This window comes from Methylomicrobium lacus LW14 (genome assembly GCF_000527095.1).
Classification (GTDB): domain Bacteria; phylum Pseudomonadota; class Gammaproteobacteria; order Methylococcales; family Methylomonadaceae; genus Methylomicrobium; species Methylomicrobium lacus.
Genome location: NZ_AZUN01000001.1, coordinates 1,792,002 through 1,808,158 on the forward strand (window position 1 = coordinate 1,792,002; position 16,157 = coordinate 1,808,158).

Annotated in this window: 19 protein-coding genes; 10 read left to right on the forward strand and 9 right to left on the reverse strand. The window is 54.6% G+C overall.

Annotated elements, in window-relative coordinates:
- Positions 1–233: 233 nt before the first annotated feature.
- From hisB to tatC, 9 genes are all read left to right on the forward strand, one after another.
- Positions 234–827, forward strand: a complete 594-nt coding sequence (gene hisB / locus METLA_RS0108070) for an imidazoleglycerol-phosphate dehydratase HisB (protein WP_024298057.1) — start codon at positions 234–236, stop codon at positions 825–827.
- An 88-nt stretch (positions 828–915) separates the two neighbouring features.
- The gene (hisH, locus tag METLA_RS0108075; RefSeq protein ID WP_024298058.1) at positions 916–1,551 is read left to right on the forward strand and encodes an imidazole glycerol phosphate synthase subunit HisH; all 636 of its coding nucleotides are present in this window, start codon (positions 916–918) and stop codon (positions 1,549–1,551) included.
- 61 nt (positions 1,552–1,612) lie between these two features.
- Complete coding sequence (gene hisA, locus METLA_RS0108080; RefSeq protein WP_024298059.1) at positions 1,613–2,344, forward strand: 1-(5-phosphoribosyl)-5-[(5-phosphoribosylamino)methylideneamino]imidazole-4-carboxamide isomerase; 732 nt, start codon at positions 1,613–1,615, stop codon at positions 2,342–2,344.
- Between the two features lie 2 nt (positions 2,345–2,346).
- Positions 2,347–3,123 (forward strand): imidazole glycerol phosphate synthase subunit HisF, encoded by a 777-nt coding sequence (hisF, locus tag METLA_RS0108085; protein WP_024298060.1) that lies wholly within the window; start codon positions 2,347–2,349, stop codon positions 3,121–3,123.
- A complete protein-coding gene (gene hisI / locus METLA_RS0108090; RefSeq protein ID WP_024298061.1) occupies positions 3,120–3,512 on the forward strand; it encodes a phosphoribosyl-AMP cyclohydrolase in 393 nt (130 codons plus the stop codon). The genes hisF and hisI overlap by 4 nt, the downstream gene beginning before the upstream one ends.
- Positions 3,509–3,826, forward strand: a complete 318-nt coding sequence (locus METLA_RS0108095) for a phosphoribosyl-ATP diphosphatase (RefSeq protein WP_024298062.1) — start codon at positions 3,509–3,511, stop codon at positions 3,824–3,826. Before hisI ends, METLA_RS0108095 begins: the two co-directional genes overlap by 4 nt.
- A gap of 275 nt (positions 3,827–4,101) precedes the next feature.
- Positions 4,102–4,314: a twin-arginine translocase TatA/TatE family subunit gene (gene tatA / locus METLA_RS0108100; RefSeq protein ID WP_024298063.1), complete on the forward strand. Its 213-nt coding sequence runs from the start codon at positions 4,102–4,104 to the stop codon at positions 4,312–4,314.
- Positions 4,315–4,317: 3 nt separating this feature from the next.
- Positions 4,318–4,647 (forward strand): Sec-independent protein translocase protein TatB, encoded by a 330-nt coding sequence (tatB, locus tag METLA_RS0108105; protein WP_024298064.1) that lies wholly within the window; start codon positions 4,318–4,320, stop codon positions 4,645–4,647.
- Positions 4,634–5,401 carry a twin-arginine translocase subunit TatC gene (gene tatC / locus METLA_RS0108110; protein WP_024298065.1) on the forward strand — a complete coding sequence of 256 codons (768 nt, stop codon included), beginning with the start codon at positions 4,634–4,636 and terminating at the stop codon, positions 5,399–5,401. Before tatB ends, tatC begins: the two co-directional genes overlap by 14 nt.
- A 291-nt stretch (positions 5,402–5,692) precedes the next feature.
- Here tatC and METLA_RS0108115 read toward each other — a convergent pair whose 3' ends face one another.
- The 5 genes from METLA_RS0108115 to METLA_RS0108135 form a co-directional block, all read right to left on the reverse strand.
- A complete protein-coding gene (locus tag METLA_RS0108115; RefSeq protein ID WP_024298066.1) occupies positions 5,693–6,265 on the reverse strand; it encodes a hypothetical protein in 573 nt (190 codons plus the stop codon).
- A gap of 50 nt (positions 6,266–6,315) precedes the next feature.
- Complete coding sequence (locus METLA_RS0108120) at positions 6,316–7,905, reverse strand: S41 family peptidase (RefSeq protein ID WP_161635398.1); 1,590 nt, start codon at positions 7,903–7,905, stop codon at positions 6,316–6,318.
- Positions 7,836–8,186, reverse strand: coding sequence for a DUF2956 domain-containing protein (locus tag METLA_RS0108125; RefSeq protein ID WP_024298068.1), 351 nt, complete (start codon positions 8,184–8,186; stop codon positions 7,836–7,838). The genes METLA_RS0108120 and METLA_RS0108125 overlap by 70 nt, the downstream gene beginning before the upstream one ends.
- 91 nt (positions 8,187–8,277) lie before the next feature.
- Entirely contained in the window at positions 8,278–8,859 is a 582-nt protein-coding gene (gene mnmM / locus METLA_RS0108130) for a tRNA 5-(aminomethyl)-2-thiouridylate-methyltransferase MnmM (RefSeq protein WP_024298069.1), read from the reverse strand.
- A complete protein-coding gene (locus METLA_RS0108135) occupies positions 8,834–9,928 on the reverse strand; it encodes an NAD(P)/FAD-dependent oxidoreductase (protein WP_245598760.1) in 1,095 nt (364 codons plus the stop codon). The genes mnmM and METLA_RS0108135 overlap by 26 nt, the downstream gene beginning before the upstream one ends.
- A gap of 210 nt (positions 9,929–10,138) precedes the next feature.
- On the opposite strand from METLA_RS0108135, the gene METLA_RS0108140 reads away from it, so the two are divergent.
- On the forward strand, positions 10,139–11,125 hold the full coding sequence (locus METLA_RS0108140; RefSeq protein WP_024298071.1) for a MerR family transcriptional regulator: 987 nt from the start codon (positions 10,139–10,141) through the stop codon (positions 11,123–11,125).
- A 90-nt stretch (positions 11,126–11,215) separates the two neighbouring features.
- Here the strand turns inward: METLA_RS0108140 and ftsH are convergent, their stop codons facing one another.
- The 4 genes from ftsH to smpB all read right to left on the reverse strand — a co-directional run bounded on the left by ftsH (position 11,216) and on the right by smpB (position 16,081).
- A complete protein-coding gene (ftsH, locus tag METLA_RS0108145) occupies positions 11,216–13,123 on the reverse strand; it encodes an ATP-dependent zinc metalloprotease FtsH (protein ID WP_024298072.1) in 1,908 nt (635 codons plus the stop codon).
- Positions 13,124–13,241: 118 nt separating this feature from the next.
- Complete coding sequence (locus METLA_RS0108150; RefSeq protein WP_024298073.1) at positions 13,242–14,606, reverse strand: sigma-70 family RNA polymerase sigma factor; 1,365 nt, start codon at positions 14,604–14,606, stop codon at positions 13,242–13,244.
- A gap of 587 nt (positions 14,607–15,193) precedes the next feature.
- A complete protein-coding gene (locus METLA_RS0108155; RefSeq protein WP_024298074.1) occupies positions 15,194–15,547 on the reverse strand; it encodes a HopJ type III effector protein in 354 nt (117 codons plus the stop codon).
- 45 nt (positions 15,548–15,592) lie between these two features.
- Entirely contained in the window at positions 15,593–16,081 is a 489-nt protein-coding gene (smpB, locus tag METLA_RS0108160) for an SsrA-binding protein SmpB (RefSeq protein WP_024298075.1), read from the reverse strand.
- Between the last annotated feature and the right edge of the window lie 76 nt (positions 16,082–16,157).

The following is a 16,157-nucleotide window of genomic DNA, read 5'->3' on the forward strand; positions in this document are numbered from 1 at the left end:
GGGCGGACAACTATTTTCAAGTTTCCCGAAATAACCTGTTGTTGATGAAGTGAAGGCTAAGCGCCAACCCGTTTAAAATCATATCATAGCCTATCGCTTGCAATGTCTGTCTACTGATGCCATCATGCAGCAGTCTTGGCGGAAATTAGAATTGCCGGCCAACATCAGCAACTACTGCAAAAATACTTGAGTTCAGTGTAAAATGGCCGACTATGCCATCTAATAACCAAATCATGGAACCACGCACCGCAGCAGTCGAACGTAACACGCTCGAAACGCAAATCAAGATCAGCCTGAATCTGGACGGCACCGGCAAATCCCGCTTCATAACCGGCGTGCCGTTTCTCGATCACATGCTCGACCAGATCGCCCGCCACGGCTTGATCGACATTGAAGTCGAGGCGCATGGCGATCTCGAAATCGATGCGCATCACACCGTCGAGGACATCGGCATCACGCTCGGCCAGGCCTTTGCGAAGGCGGTCGGCGACAAGAAAGGCATCGTCCGTTACGGCCATGCCTATGTGCCGCTCGACGAAGCCTTGTCCCGCGTCGCGCTCGATTTGTCCGGCCGTCCGGGGCTCTTTTACGAAGTCAAATACCCGCGCGCGACGATCGGCCGCTTCGATGTCGACCTGTTCCGCGAATTTTTTCAAGGCTTCGTGAACCACGCCGGTGTGACCCTGCATATCGACAACCTGAAAGGCGTCAATGCGCATCATATCGCCGAAACGATTTTTAAAGCCTTGGGCCGCGCCTTAAGAATGGCGGTTGCCCACGACCCGCGCATGGCCGGCATCATGCCCTCCACCAAAGGCACGCTTTAATCCTTAGATTCCATTATCATTGTTAAGTTTATCGGCAATGTTCCCTGAATTTTTTCCCTTTTTAGCCTAAGCCTTCCGCCTAAATCTTATGTCATCCGTCGCTGTTATCGATTACGGAATGGGTAATCTGCATTCCATCGTCAAGGCATTGCAGCATGCCGATCCTGAAACCGAAGTGATCTGCACCGCTGATGCCGATACCATTCTCGGCGCTGACCGGGTGGTGTTTCCGGGCGTCGGCGCGATTCGCGACTGCATGCGGGCATTGCACGAAACCGGTCTGGCGGAGGTTATCCGCCAGGCCGCGGCCACCAAACCGCTGCTCGGCGTTTGTCTCGGCATGCAGGCCTTGCTGACCGACAGCGAAGAGAACGGCGGCATCCAGGGCCTGAATCTGATTCCTGGACACGTCGTCCGCTTTGCCGACAAACTGACCGACGCTCAGGGCAATCAGCTCAAAATTCCGCACATGGGCTGGAATCGGGTGCACCAGACCCCGCATCCCTTGTGGCAAGACATTCCGCAGGACAGCCGCTTTTATTTCGTGCACAGCTATTATGCGCGCCCCGACGACGATAGGACGACGGCCGCCACCAGCGCCTATCCGGACGACTTCGCCTGTGCGCTGACCTGGGGCAATATCTTTGCGGTGCAATTTCACCCCGAAAAAAGCCAGGCCGCCGGTTTGCAGTTGCTGCGCAACTTTTTGCACTGGTCCGGCTGATTCATTTTTTTCGATCGATGATCATCATGACTCTAAAAATTGCTGTTGAGGAAAACCGTGTATGTTGTTAATACCTGCAATTGATTTGAAAGAAGGCAAATGTGTCCGTTTGCGGCAGGGACGCATGGAAGACGACACGGTGTTCTCCGAAGACCCGGTCGCGGTCGCGGGCCGCTGGGTCAATCTCGGCGCCAAACGTCTGCATCTGGTCGATCTGGACGGCGCCTTTGCCGGCAAGCCGCGCAATGCGGAGGTGATCCATGCGATCGCCGAAGCCTTTCCTAACGTGCCTATCCAAATCGGCGGCGGCATCCGGGACGAAGAGACGATCCAGGCTTATCTGAATGCCGGCGTCGAATATGTGATCATCGGCACCAAGGCGGTCAACGCGCCGCATTTCGTTCGCGACATGGCGATCGAATACCCGCGCCGAATCATCGTCGGCCTCGACGCGAAGGACGGCAAGGTCGCGATCGACGGCTGGTCCAAACTGTCCCGCCATGACGTGATCGATCTCGCGAAGCATTTCGAGGAAGACGGCGTCGAGGCGATCATCTATACCGATATTTCGCGCGACGGCATGATGCAGGGCGTGAACATCGAGGCGACCTCCCGGCTCGCGCGCGCAATTAAAATCCCGGTGATCGCCTCGGGCGGCATCACCAATATCGACGACATCCGAGCGCTCGGCCAGATTGCCGGCGACGGCGTGATCGGCGCGATCACCGGCCGCGCGATCTACGAAGGCACGCTCGATTTCGCCGAAGCGGAAAAACTGGCCGAGTCGTTCTGATCATGAGTCTCGCCAAACGCATCATTCCCTGCCTGGATGTCGATAACGGCCGCGTGGTCAAAGGCGTCAAATTCGTCGACATCCGCGATGCCGGCGATCCGGTCGAAATCGCCCGGCGTTACGACCGCGAAGGCGCTGATGAAATCACCTTTCTCGACATTACCGCAACCCACGACAACCGCGCGACGATGGTGCATGTGGTCGAACAGGTCGCCGGCGAAGTATTTATTCCGTTGACGGTCGGCGGCGGCATCCGCACTTTAAACGATATTCGCACCATGCTGAACGCCGGCGCGGACAAGGTCGGCATCAATAGCGCCGCGGTATCCAATCCCGAATTCGTGCGCGAAGCGGCCGAGCGTTTCGGCTCGCAGTGCATCGTCGTCGCGATCGACGCGAAAAAAGTTTCCGCGCCGGGCGATCCCGAGCGCTGGGAAATCTTCACGCACGGCGGCCGGAAATCGACCGGCATCGAGGCGATCGGCTGGGCTAAAAAAATGGTCGACTACGGCGCCGGCGAAATCCTGCTGACCAGCATGGACCGCGACGGCACCCGCGAAGGCTTCGACCTGCGCCTGACGCGCGCGCTCAGCGAAGCGGTCGCGGTACCGGTGATCGCCTCGGGCGGCGTCGGCAACCTGGACCATCTGGTCGACGGCATTATCGAAGGCAAGGCCGACGCAGTGCTTGCGGCCAGCATCTTCCACTTCGGCGAATATACGATTCAACAGGCCAAGGAGCACATGGCCAAGCACGGCATCGAGGTTCGGCTGACATGAGCGAAGCCTGGCTCGACGAACTGCGCTGGACCGAAGACGGCCTGATCCCGGCGATCGCCCAACAGGCGGACAGCGGCAAGATTCTGATGTTCGCCTGGATGAACCGCGAGTCGTTGCGACTGACGGCTGCCGAAGGCTATGCGGTGTACTGGTCCAGGTCGAGGAACAAACTCTGGCGCAAGGGCGAGGAATCCGGCCACCGGCAAAAAGTGCTCGGCATCTATCTCGACTGCGACGAAGACGTGATCCTGATCAAAATTGAACAGCAAGGCGGCATTGCCTGTCATACCGGACGCGAGAGCTGTTTTTACCGACAGTTGCAGGGTGAGCAATGGCAGACCGTCGAACCGGTGCTGAAAGACCCTGAAGCGATATATCGAAAATCATGAGCGACGTATTACAACAACTGGCGGACGTGCTGGAACAGCGCAAGCAACAAACGGCGGACACATCCTATGTCGCGAGCCTTTATGCGAAAGGCCTGGACACGATCCTGAAAAAGATCGGCGAGGAAGCCACCGAAACGGTGATTGCGGCGAAAGGCGGCGATAAACAGCAAATCATCTATGAAATGGCCGATTTATGGTTTCATTGCATGGTGCTGTTGGCGCAGCAAGAACTCGGCCCCGACGATGTATTGAAGGAATTGCAGCGCCGCTTCGGGCTTTCGGGCATCGAAGAAAAAGCGCAGCGGCAAAAATAGCTCATCACTCACACGCTCTTGCGTCACTGCCATTAAGTTAAGGGGGGTATCTCCCTCTCCCTTCGGGAGAGGGTCGGGGTGAGGGGAATAAAATAAGGAAAAATACTTTATTTTGATCCCCTCATCCTAGCCTTCTCCCAGAGGGAGAAGGGACCGGCCATCCTTAACTTAATGGCAGTGACGCCCTTACGTAGAAACGCAATCCACACCGCCCCGTCGGGGCGACAACCACAACCCCAGCATAAGCCCCCAAACTTCAACAAGAGGTAAAATCCATGGGCATCGGCATCTCCGAATTAATAGTGTTACTGCTGATCGTGGTGGTGCTGTTCGGCACCAAACGATTACGCACGGTCGGCTCCGATCTTGGCGCCGCGATCAAAGGTTTCCGCAACGCGGTCAAGGACCAGGACAGTCCAGAACAGGTCGCCGAGGATAAAAAGCCGATCGAAGGCGAAACGATTACCAAACACCAGGAAAAAACCTAAGCGATGTTTGAAATAGGCTTCTCCGAAATCATGATGGTCGCGCTGGTCAGCCTGTTGGTGATAGGTCCCGAGCGGCTTCCCAAGGTCGCCCGCATCGCGGGCTACTGGATCGGCAAGACGAGGCGACTGATCGCCGATGCAAAGGCCGAAATCAGCGCCGAGCTGCATGCCGAGGAACTGCGTCAGGCCTTCGAACACCAGGACGACCTGAAGCAGCTGCAAGACCTGATCGATGAAACCCGGAGCGCCGGGCATGCGCTTCAATCCTCGCTTGAGGAGCACCTGACGCAAGACCGCATCACCCTAGACAAAGACCCGCATGAAGAAAAATAATCCAAACGACGCCCCGGAACTGCCCTTCCTGAGCCATCTGATCGAACTGCGCGACCGCCTGTTGCGCGCGGTCATCTGCGTGCTGCTGGTCTTCATGGCGCTTGCCTATTACGCGAACGATATTTATGCGCTGCTGGCCGGCCCCCTGATGAAGCACATGCCCGCGAACAGCAGCATGATCGCGATCGAGGTCGCCTCGCCGTTTTTTACGCCGTTCAAGCTGGCGCTGGTCGTTTCGATCTTCATTTCTATCCCTTATCTCCTGTACCAGTTCTGGGCCTTCGTCGCGCCGGGGCTTTACCAGCACGAGCGGCGCTTCATCCTGCCGCTGCTGTTCGCCAGCACCCTGCTCTTCTTTCTCGGCGTCGCCTTCGCGTATTTCGTGGTGTTTCCGCTAATGTTCAAGTTCCTGACCGCCGCCGCCCCCGCCGGCGTGACCGTGATGACCGACATTAGCCACTATCTCGATTTTGTGCTGACCCTGTTCTTCGCATTCGGCATTTGTTTCGAAGTACCGATTTTCACAATCGTGCTGGTGTGGACCGGTATTGTGACTCCGCAGGCGCTCGCCGAACAGCGCCCCTATGTGATCGTCGGCGCGTTCATCATCGGCATGGTGCTGACCCCGCCCGACGTAATTTCACAGACCTTGTTGGCGGTGCCGATGTGGCTGCTGTTTGAAGCCGGCTTGTTGTGCTCGCGCCTGATTGTGCGCGGCGATGCCGATCAGAGCAAGGAATTGACGCGCTCTTGAGCCTAAAGCTTCTCGTTCATCCCCTCTTGATCTGACAGCTTCAAAAGCATTTCATCTGGACTACTTGCTACACATCATTGAAGCTGCAAACAGACTCAATGAGTATTCCCGTCAAAACAGCCATGCTTACTTGTTGCGAACCAGCCACCTGTAATTTTTGCAACGCAGCCATTGGCAGTAGTTGATTTTATTGAAGTTGACCGGCAATAGACGACCCAATAGAGACGTTCACCATCTAACTAATTATCCGTCCAGTTCTATCCTCTAACCAGATAGACACATTAGGCTCAACTATTTTTGGAGATTACGGCCGGTACTGGTCGACGTTTTAGTCGTTTCATATGAACGGTCATAATCTTTGCATGTTCCCTGCTCGATATGCCGATTGTTTAGATTGATCAGCATCAATCGGTTATTTCTGGTAAAGGCTTCATAATGTTGACCAGCCTCAGCCCTAAAGACTATTTGGCATAATTGAATATTCTCGGTAACCCGATATGGGGAATTACAGGTAGTCGTTTCGTTGTATACATTTTGCCCATTTTTATTTTTAAACTCGATTTTACTCTGACTACAACTATCGTCACCTGTTTTTTCCTCACGAACGATATATGGGTTATTCAAGGTAATACGTAACTGCCCCGGACGTACTATTACCGTCTTGAAGATATTCAGCTCTATATCATTGACTTTGATATGGTCACGACCCCATGAAGTTTCGCGCCAATCCAGAGCAATCGTAGCTAGCTGATCGTCCGACAATGGTGGGCCATCGTAGCTCTTTATAGTAGTGCAACCGTATAGCGTTAACACACACAGTAAAAGCAACCGCCAATGTCCCCAAAAACCGCTAAGCATTTTCATTCTTTGCCTCAGGTTCAAACGTATTCCAGCCGAGTCAAAAGAAATTAAACCTATTGCTTTTCAAGCAATAGGTTGACAGCAGTCTGGAGAGCAAAATCGCCGTCATCATTTGGATAGATTTGTGTCTCGCCGGGACAAGCATTCCAAATAGCTTCGGGGCTTTGATATTGTTGCGGATCGAGAGCAATTGATGTCCCATCACTGACACAGATATTCGGTACCACGCCAAACTGGCTAAGTAAATTTCCGCTCGGGCGTGTCATTTCCCCAGTTACCAATATCATTGCGCCCCCTCCTTTCATAGGGAAGAGCGTGGATATTTTGTTGTAGCCTTGGGAGGTGGTGCCGATCACGGTTGCGCGCCTATGATCCTGCAAGGAAGCCGCAAGCATTTCCGCACCGGCCGCTGTTTGGCCGTTGATTAAAACAGCCAGCTTCACACCGGAATTCATAGCATTTCCATTGACTGATGCAAGAAAACGCATTTCCGATTCTTCAGATCGCCCACTGGTGGATAAGATAAGACCATCATCTAAAAAATAGTCTGCAACTTCAACAATCGCTCTCAAATCACCGCCAGTATTATCGCGAAGATCGATAATAATTCCTTTGAGAGTTTCGGTATTAGCAGAGCCAAGCGTCGAAATTTGTTTACTAAACAATTCTCTGCCAGGAGAATCGAATCGCGAGATACGGATATAGCCGATCCCTTTTGAATAAAGATTGCTTTCAATGGGCGCGTCATTTACGAATGCTCGCGTCGCAATCATTTCACCTACTTTGCCCGCACGTTCAATCGTCAAACGAACCGTGGAATCCGGCAAGCCTTGAAGTTTGGCGATCACGCCCTCAAGCGGCAGATCACTAAGAATTTGCTCATCGATTTTGAGCAAGCGATCTCCTCTTTTGAGATCGATCCGTTGAGCTGGCGACTCTTTGATTATCGAAGAAATAACATAGTCGTCATTTATTTTCTGAAGCACCAAGCCTACTTTCGCCATTGGAGCGTCGCTTGATGCTTGTTCGACAAGTTTTAACTTAGGATACATCGAATCAGCAATGCCTAGCATCGCGGACTTGATAATATCCTTGGCTTGAAAATTTGGGTGATTGTCGAGTAAATAAAAATATTCCTCTTGCAAGCCGTTTAACGAATCAGCAGATAAGCTGAAGTTTAAGGATCTCGTCAGTGTGAGGTCTTTATAGATTCCATTTCGAGCGGCTTGAATTAACGTTGTCAAATCTATTGGCGCAATGTAATTCGACCGAATAACCGAGATTGTTTCCGTGAGGCCATCAAATAACGCTTGCGCCTCAGGTCGATTTTGAACGGATACAGGCTTGCTAATGGTGGAAGAGGCGCACGATATTAAAGTACAGGAGATTAGGCCGACTAGTCCTAGATACGAGCCCGCCTGTAACCGCTTTTTTAGCGCAGATAATAGAAAAATATCGTGGTGCTGTTGTTCAATGAATGTCATCTTAGGTATTTGATTTACTTTTTTCGGCAGAAAAAAAACTGACCGATTTACATCATTTACACGGCGGCTTTGAGCCCAAATATTGAGACTCAAAGCATTTTCGGCCCGATCAGCCAGTAAATAGCGCCCCCCGCCCAGGTCAGCCCGAGCAACAGCCACGGCAGCCAATGCTGCCGATAAACGATCATTGCTTCGATTGGCGAATCGTCCGTCTGCTCCGATGACTCGGTTTGCCGCGAGGCTTTCTTCAACCTCTTGCTCAATTCCCTAGCTTTTTCTTTTTGCTGTTTTTTATACAGATCGATGCCTTTCTGGATGCCCTGGGCGATCAGCTTGGTCTGTTCTTTGGTCTGCGCCGGGCGCTGCGTGGCTCGCGCGATTTTCAGCGCATCTTCCTGGGTTTGCGGCGACGGTTTTTGATAATTCGGTTTATTGGCCATGAGGGTATCGAGAGTCTGATGGGATCAACGCATTCCTTGCGCATCGAAATAGGTGATCATACTGCAAAAAATCGGCGACGGACAAAATTCATTACGCGCTGCTCCGGGTCACCGCAAACAGCCTGGGAGCCGCAGCAGCGTTCGGTTTCGCATCGATCCCTTCAACCTTGAAGCGTTCGGGGTTCAGGGCTTCACACCAGCGCCCGACCTGATCGGTCTCCTGCGCGCCGCCGGGATGGCCGGGATAGGCCTCGATCGTGAGGATGCCGCCTGGACTCAGCAATCGGCTCGCCGCCGTAAGCGCGGCCAGCGTCGAATCGGCCTGGGTCATCACGGCTTTATCGCCACCGGGCAGATAACCGAGATTGAACATCACCGCAGCGATCGCGCCGTGATCGGTCTTGGGTATCCGCTCAAGCAGTCCGGCATGGCTGTCATGAAACAAGGTCAGGCAAGCGCGCAACGCAGGCTCCTTGACTTTGGCTTCGGCGGACTCCAGCGCGGAGCGTTGAATGTCAAAACCGTAAACCCTGCCGCCCGGTGCGACCTGCCGCAACAGAAACAGCGTGTCATGGCCGTTGCCGACCGTCGCATCGATGGCGAGCGCGCCGGGACGCAGACGGGCGCCGATCAGTTCATGAGCCTTATCAACCAGGGAAATGCGTTCTCTCATAACGCGCTATGTCGCAGGATTTGGGCAAGACTTCGCCTGTTAATAGCGAGTCGGCAAAGCGGCGGCCATACCAGGGAATCAGCACGCTGCCCTTCGCACCGAAGCCGTTGAAGATATGGAGTTGCGACAACTTCGGATGCTTGCCGATGAACGGCTGCCGGTCCTCCGTGCAGGGGCGGACGCCCGCCTCGTGCGCGATCAGCTTGGCGTGCTTCAAGCCCGGAAAGATGCGTTCGCCCGCCGCGAGCAGTTCCGCTTTGGCCTGCTCGGTGATTGGTCTGTCGACGTTTTCGCGGTCGAAAGTCGCGCCCAGACGAACCCGGCCGCTGCCGACAGGCAGGAGCCAGTGGCCGTCATTGAATAAGCGGTCGGGTATCGGCAAGGCGTGCTCCAGCGTCAAAATCTCGCCTTTCGCCGGCCGCATGGGCAGCCACGAAAACCAGGGATTTTCGCGCGCGCGGAAACCTTCGCAAAAAATGATCCGGCGGGGACGAAATTCCTGCCATTGCAATACCGGATCAAAAGTCAGATCGCGGTAATCAAAATACGCCTGCCGGTAGGCCGAATGGGCGCGAAAATAGTCCAGCAGGCAGGACAATAACGGCCGCGTCAGCAGATAGCCGGTCTGTTTTTGTTCCAGGCAGCCCAACACATCGTCCCGCTCCAAAGGCTGGGCAATGCCGCCCAGATAGTCCCGATAAGCGGGATCGCCCAAACGTTTTCGGCATTGAGCGACTTCCTGCTCGCAGCGCAACAGTCGCCACATCGGTTTTTCGACATAAAACGGGCGCTTGAACACTTCCGCCAAAGCCGCGTAACACGCCTTGGCGGCCGGCAATAGCTGCTCGATCTCGGCGGTCTTGACGAAACGCAGGCCGGTGACCGGATTGATCAAACCGGCCGCGACCTGCGAGGCATTGCTTTCGCCGGGGTCTATCACGACGACCCGGCAGCCGCGCCGAATCAATTCCGATGCCAGTAAAGCGCCGGCCAGACCGAAGCCGACAATCAAGAAATCAATGGTTTTTGTTTCCGCCAAGTCCTTACCCGATACTTTAGAATCGCTCACATTATACCGCCGTTCCGGCTGCTGGCGCGGGTACAACCCCGTCTATGTTTTGTACAAGTCATGGTATAATGAAACCATTGGCCGGGCCGTTGTCTCATTGGCTTTCAATGACTTGCGGCGTATTGAGTGAGCAAGAATGACATCGCACAGCCTGATCGGCCCAGGTTTTTACCCCAATGACGGGCTTTCTTCGCAGACAAACAGGCGGCTATGACGGATATTAAGGACAATTCAGAGCATTATTTGATCAGCACCGTCTCGAAACGATCCGGGGTCAAAGCCGAACTGGTCCGGGCCTGGGAACGCCGTTATCAGGCGGTGGCGCCGACCCGAACCGCGGGCGGCCATCGCGTCTATACCGACCAGGATATTGCCCGGCTGAAGCTATTGAATCAAGCCACCCGCGACGGCCACAGCATCAGCCGCATTGCGCGCTATTCTTTGGACGAACTGAGGAAACTGCTGCACACCGAAGAAGCCGCGACGCCGGCAAAGCGCCCTCTCCTTCTAGCCGGCAACGACATCAAATCGCTCGCGGAAGCGTACATCCAAAAATGCTATGCGGAAGTCACCGCCTTCGACGCCAGAACGCTCGAATCGCTGTTCGAGAACGCGATCGTCGAACTCGGCATCCAGAACTTTATCGAAGATTTGCTCGATCCCTTGCTGACCCTGATCGGCGAACGCTGGAAAACCGGCGAACTGCGACCGGTGCATGAACACATGGCATCGTCTATCATCCGGTCCCTGACCTATATCCTGCGCAACAATACGCCCTGCTCCCCTACGGCGCCCCGGATGGTCGTCACGACGCCGCTCGGCCAATTACACGAACTGGGCGCGCTGCTGGCCGCGATCATCGCCGAACTGAAAGGCTGGCAAGTCACCTATTTGGGCCCGAATCTGCCGGCCGAAGAAATCGCGGCCGCGGTGAAATTCACCGATGCGGCGGCGGTCACGATCAGCATCAGTTTCAGCTCAGATGATCACGTGGTGCAAAAAGAACTCAGAAGACTGCGCAAACTGCTCGGCTACGAGATTGCATTGATTGTCGGGGGACGCGCCGCCCCCTATTACGAAACGGTGCTGAATGAAGTCGGCGTGGTCAAAATTGAAAGCCTAGCGCATTTTCGGCGCTATCTTGACGGACTGGAGAATCAGAAAGACAAAATTCCTGCTCAGGAAACAGCGGTTTAGCAGCGTTCCCGCGCCGCAAGAAAACCTTACCCGATTAAAAATTCGGGACAAAAAAAAGGGGGTGATCACCACCCCCTCAATGAGCGCACCTCAAACCTGTCCGACCGGCTTATTAGGCTTATTGATATTGACGGTCTTATCATCGCCTTTGTCCGGCTTTTGCAAGTCAGTTCGTCCGGTCGTATCGTGATCGTCCATCGGCGGACGCGGATCGCGGCCGGCCATCAAATCGTCGATCTGAGCCTTGTCGATCGTTTCCCATTTCATCAGCGCATCGGCCATCTTGTGCAGAATTTCGATATTGTCCTGCAACAGCTTTTCGGCGCGCTGGTAGTTGCGGTCGATCAACGCGCGGATTTCATCGTCGATCTGATGCGCGATCTCGTTCGAAAACGAGGACCCCGGCGACGAATAGCCCATGAACGGCTGCCCGCTTTCCTCGCCATAAACCTGCGGCCCGAGCTTGTCCGAAAAACCCCAGCGCTTGACCATGTTGCGCGCCAGTTCGGTCGCTCGTTCGATGTCGTTCGAGGCGCCGGTGGTGACGCGGTCGCCGCCGTAGATCATCAATTCCGCGATGCGGCCTCCGAACAGGCTGGCGATCTGGCTTTCGAGCTTGCGCTTGCTGGCGCTGTACTGGTCGCGTTCGGGCAGGAACATCGTGACGCCCAGAGCATTGCCTCTCGGCATGATGCTGACCTTATAGACCGTGTCATGATCCGGCGACAGCTGGCCGACGATGCAGTGCCCCGCTTCGTGGTAAGCAGTCAGGCGCTTGTCTTCCTCGGTCATCACCATCGTATGGCGCTCGGCGCCCATCAGGATCTTGTCCTTGGCTTTTTCGAGATCGCCCATCGTGACTTCCTGCTTGTTCGAACGCGCCGCAAACAGCGCCGCCTCATTGACCAGATTGGCGAGATCCGCGCCCGAGAAGCCCGGCGTGCCGCGCGCGATGTATTTCAATTCAACATCGGCCGCGGCCGGCACTTTCTTGATATGCACGTTCAAAATTTGCTCGCGGCCTTTCACATCCGGCAGACCGACATTGACCTGACGGTCGAAGCGGCCGGGGCGCAGCAAGGCTTTGTCGAGCACGTCGGCGCGGTTGGTCGCCGCGATCACGATCACGCCTTCGTTGCCGTTGAAGCCGTCCATCTCGACCAGTAACTGGTTCAGCGTTTGCTCGCGTTCCTCGTTGCCGCCGCTGAAACCCGCGCCGCCGCGCTGGCGGCCGACCGCGTCGATTTCGTCGATGAAGATGATGCACGGCGCGTGTTCCTTCGCCTGCGCGAACATGTCGCGCACCCGCGAGGCGCCGACGCCGACGAACATTTCGACGAAGTCGGAACCGGAAATCGTGAAGAACTTGACGCCCGCTTCGCCGGCGATCGCTCTGGCCAGCAGGGTCTTACCGGTGCCCGGAGGCCCGACCATCAGAATGCCGCGCGGAATCTGGCCGCCGAGCTTCTGGAATTTTTGCGGGTCGGACAGAAAATCGACCACTTCGACGACTTCTTCCTTCGCTTCCTCGCAGCCGGCCACATCGGCAAAATGGATCGTGCGCTTGTCTTCCTCAAGCAGTTTGGCCTTGCTTTTGCCGAAACTGCCCGCGCCGCCGGCCTGCTGCCGCCGCATATAGATCACCCAGACCGCAATCAACAGCAGCATCGGGAACCAGGACACGAAGATCTGCATCAGGAACGACTGCTTTGGCGGCGCGACGGTGCGGATCTGCACGCCGGCGGACAACAAATCATCGATCATGTGCGGATCGCCCGGATTGATCGTTTCCAGATCCTGACCGTCATTCGTGCGTATCTTGACTTGATCGCCCATGATCTCGACGCGCGTAATCTGCTTCATCTTGACCTTGCCGAGAAAATCCGAATAAGCGATGCTGTCCATCGCCGGCGGCGGCGCATTAAAGCGGTTGAAAACCAATAGCAAACCGGTGATCAGGATCGACCAGAGCAGCAGGTTGTATAGATTCATCTTCATTTTTATCTCTCCTGACCATTTAGCATGTGTAGGTTCTTCTTTGGCGATTTAAAAACCTAGTGTTTTAATCAATTAATTAGGTATGATCCTTGGTTTTTTCAAGTCCAGCAAATACATTTTACAGAAAACTACTCAAATGCTCGCCATAAAGCCGTTTGATTTTGTTTAGCGCCGCGACTTCTATCTGTCTGACGCGCTCGCGCGTCAGATTCAATTCCAGGCCGATTTCCTTCAAAGTCAACTCCCGTTCGCTATCGACGCCGAAATGTTCGCAGATGATTTTGGCCTCCCTGGGATTCAGTATCTTAAGCGCTTGCTCGATCAGGCGCGCAAGATCGGACTGCGCCAGGATGCCGAAAGCGGAAGCGAAAACATCCTGTTCGAGAAAATCGATCGGCGCAAACGTCTCGTCATCGTCTTCCGACGAAGACTCGATAGGCACCGCGGATTGAGACATCGCCAGAATCGCATTGATTTCAGCGGGTGAAAGGCCGGTATGCTCGGCCAAATCCTGCAACGAGGGTTCCTTTCCGGTCCGCGCCAGCAATTGCTCCCGGTCGCGAAAAAATTTGTTGATCAGGCCGACTTGTCCGCACGGAATCCTGACCACCCGTTCACTGCGGGACAATGATCTGGAAATCGCCTGCCGTATCCAATAACCGGCATAGGTCGAAAATTTGAAGCCGAGCCGGTAATCGTAGCGGTCCGCCGCTTTCAACAACCCGGTCTGCCCTTCCTGAACCAGATCGTCAAAATCCAGGAAACTGCCCTTGTATTGGTTCGCGATGAACAGCACCAACCCCCCGTTGGCGCTCACCAGTTGTTGGCGGGATTCCAGCCAGGCGCGTTCCGCCGCAACCAGATCGGCAAGGTGCTGCCGGCTGTCTTGGCCCGAGGAAAAATGCCGAAGTTGCCTGCCGTCATGCTGCTGATGCAATGCGAGAACCCGATCAAAACCGGCGCCCAGATGAGCGGCGATGCGTGCGATTCGCTCGCGGACTTGGGCATTGGGCTCTTGCGGGTGCCTACCGGCGTAACAATGCAGATCAACGAGCTGCGTAAGGTCGTTAAACGTGAAAGGAAAACATTGCAAGGCTTCTACCATGCTCTCAGCGTTCCGCCCGACATCGCCCTCCGTCTTCTCTATCGCAGCTCGCTGATAGCATTGCCGGATGAGGTCCAGAGGCGACGCCGGCTCGGCGGACACCCCGGGTTCTGCCGGCGGTTCCGCGACCTCCTTGTCACTGTGTTGTTCACGCTCTTGCAGCAGCCACAGCGGCGCCAGGGGGGATTGGGCCAAGACATTGACCAAATCCGTCTTACAGATCCGCAAGCGCCTCGCAAGCGATAAATTAGAATCTGCCGCATCGACGCCGGCGCATGCCGCAAAGTCCGGCATCCGCTCGAGCAATGTATTACCGCTTTCCGGGTCAATATCCTCTAGCGACGTCGAAGGATATTTTTTTACTATCGTGACAGCCATTTGCCAATCCTCCCAACACGCCATTTGGAATCGTGATTGATGCATTCCAATAGGCGAAAACACAGCGTTTGACGCCAAATAAAAGTCATCCCTTTTATTTTTACCGCAGCATCCCGAACAGGCTCTTGCCGACTAAAACCTTTACAAGAATTATTCAGCATACTAGACAACGCGATGCGCAGTTCGTCGAATTTTCGTCTCATCTCATGTAAGACAACATCTTGATAAATTAGTTTATTTAAGGCCGGCTTCATCGCTTGACGATCAATGGCAGGTGATCGCAATGTAGCAATATTCACAATCCCTGTCAAAATATATTTATACAAAAACTGTACAACACCGGTATTATCGCAATTTATTTAAATGCCCAGGAAAATCGGAGCCATGACGGGTCCGGTCAAGGCGCTTTAAGGCTTGGCTTCCGCTCGCTCTGCATCCTGAACCCGCGCCACGGTTCAGGATGCAACGATGAGGCTGGATTTCGGGAAGTGATCTCCCCTTAGCCCTTGAGGGCACCGGGGAATGACGCGGGTATGGCGGGCTAACCCAACCGCAGGGAGAGGTAGAGCGAAGCGGGAATGACCGAACTATTTTTCTTCCAGCGGCATTTCTTCGAACTCAATGCCTTCCCAGCCGTATTTGATGAAATTGCGGATATTTTGATGGCTATTGCCTTCGGGATCGCCAAGGACATCGACGCGATAAAAGTCGCCGAATAAGTTCAAGGTTTGCTGCTTGTCCAGATCGTGCAGCAACGCAAAGGCGAAAATCTTGCAGGAGCCTTCATTCACGCCCGCCGAATTGACCAGACAGTGCTCGCCGAGTCCGTTGCGGAATTCGGCCGGGTGATAATCGTAGTGCTCGGTGAGCACCGCGATCGTCTCCTGGAAGTCAACCGGGTCGTTGTTCTTAATTTTTTCTAGGAATTCGGGGAGGGACATTGAAGTGTTGGGCTCAGGGCAAGGTACAGAGTTAAGTCAAGGCGATCAACCACCGTGTTTCAGGATGCGCCCTTTTTCGCGCTCCCAATCGCGGTCTTTCGAGCTGGCGCGTTTATCGTGCAACTGCTTGCCCTTGGCGAGGCCGATTTCGAGCTTGGCGCGGCCATGCTTCCAATACATCGACAGCGGCACGATGGTGTAGCCTTTGCGCTCGACCGAACCGATCAATTTGTTCAGCTCATGACGGTTCAACAGCAATTTTTTCGCGCGCACCGCTTCGGGCTTCACGTGCGTCGACGCGGACAACAGCGGAGAGACGTGCGCACCGGCCAGCCAGGCCTCGCCGCGCCTTAAGGTCACATAGCTTTCCTTCAGCTGCACCCTGCCGTCGCGGAGACTCTTGACTTCCCAGCCTTCCAGCACGATTCCGGCTTCATAACGTTCTTCGATAAAATATTCGTGCGTCGCCTGCCGGTTGACCGCGATCGTATTATTTTGCTGATTCTTGTTCTTTTTGGATTTTTTATCGGCCATGGTGGGCGGATTGTAATTTTTCGACTGACGTAAAACAATAAATTTGTTATTTTACTCGATTAAACTCGATCCAGTG

What these genes read in the sequence shown, in the direction of transcription:
- hisB (WP_024298057.1), top strand. Translation starts at nt 234, where the DNA reads ATGGAACCACGCACCGCAGCAGTCGAACGTAACACGCTCGAAACGCAA.
- hisH (WP_024298058.1), top strand. Translation starts at nt 916, where the DNA reads ATGTCATCCGTCGCTGTTATCGATTACGGAATGGGTAATCTGCATTCC.
- hisA (WP_024298059.1), top strand. Translation starts at nt 1,613, where the DNA reads ATGTTGTTAATACCTGCAATTGATTTGAAAGAAGGCAAATGTGTCCGT.
- hisF (WP_024298060.1), top strand. Translation starts at nt 2,347, where the DNA reads ATGAGTCTCGCCAAACGCATCATTCCCTGCCTGGATGTCGATAACGGC.
- hisI (WP_024298061.1), top strand. Translation starts at nt 3,120, where the DNA reads ATGAGCGAAGCCTGGCTCGACGAACTGCGCTGGACCGAAGACGGCCTG.
- METLA_RS0108095 (WP_024298062.1), top strand. Translation starts at nt 3,509, where the DNA reads ATGAGCGACGTATTACAACAACTGGCGGACGTGCTGGAACAGCGCAAG.
- tatA (WP_024298063.1), top strand. Translation starts at nt 4,102, where the DNA reads ATGGGCATCGGCATCTCCGAATTAATAGTGTTACTGCTGATCGTGGTG.
- tatB (WP_024298064.1), top strand. Translation starts at nt 4,318, where the DNA reads ATGTTTGAAATAGGCTTCTCCGAAATCATGATGGTCGCGCTGGTCAGC.
- tatC (WP_024298065.1), top strand. Translation starts at nt 4,634, where the DNA reads ATGAAGAAAAATAATCCAAACGACGCCCCGGAACTGCCCTTCCTGAGC.
- METLA_RS0108115 (WP_024298066.1), bottom strand. Translation starts at nt 6,265, where the DNA reads ATGAAAATGCTTAGCGGTTTTTGGGGACATTGGCGGTTGCTTTTACTG.
- METLA_RS0108125 (WP_024298068.1), bottom strand. Translation starts at nt 8,186, where the DNA reads ATGGCCAATAAACCGAATTATCAAAAACCGTCGCCGCAAACCCAGGAA.
- mnmM (WP_024298069.1), bottom strand. Translation starts at nt 8,859, where the DNA reads ATGAGAGAACGCATTTCCCTGGTTGATAAGGCTCATGAACTGATCGGC.
- METLA_RS0108140 (WP_024298071.1), top strand. Translation starts at nt 10,139, where the DNA reads ATGACGGATATTAAGGACAATTCAGAGCATTATTTGATCAGCACCGTC.
- ftsH (WP_024298072.1), bottom strand. Translation starts at nt 13,123, where the DNA reads ATGAAGATGAATCTATACAACCTGCTGCTCTGGTCGATCCTGATCACC.
- METLA_RS0108150 (WP_024298073.1), bottom strand. Translation starts at nt 14,606, where the DNA reads ATGGCTGTCACGATAGTAAAAAAATATCCTTCGACGTCGCTAGAGGAT.
- METLA_RS0108155 (WP_024298074.1), bottom strand. Translation starts at nt 15,547, where the DNA reads ATGTCCCTCCCCGAATTCCTAGAAAAAATTAAGAACAACGACCCGGTT.
- smpB (WP_024298075.1), bottom strand. Translation starts at nt 16,081, where the DNA reads ATGGCCGATAAAAAATCCAAAAAGAACAAGAATCAGCAAAATAATACG.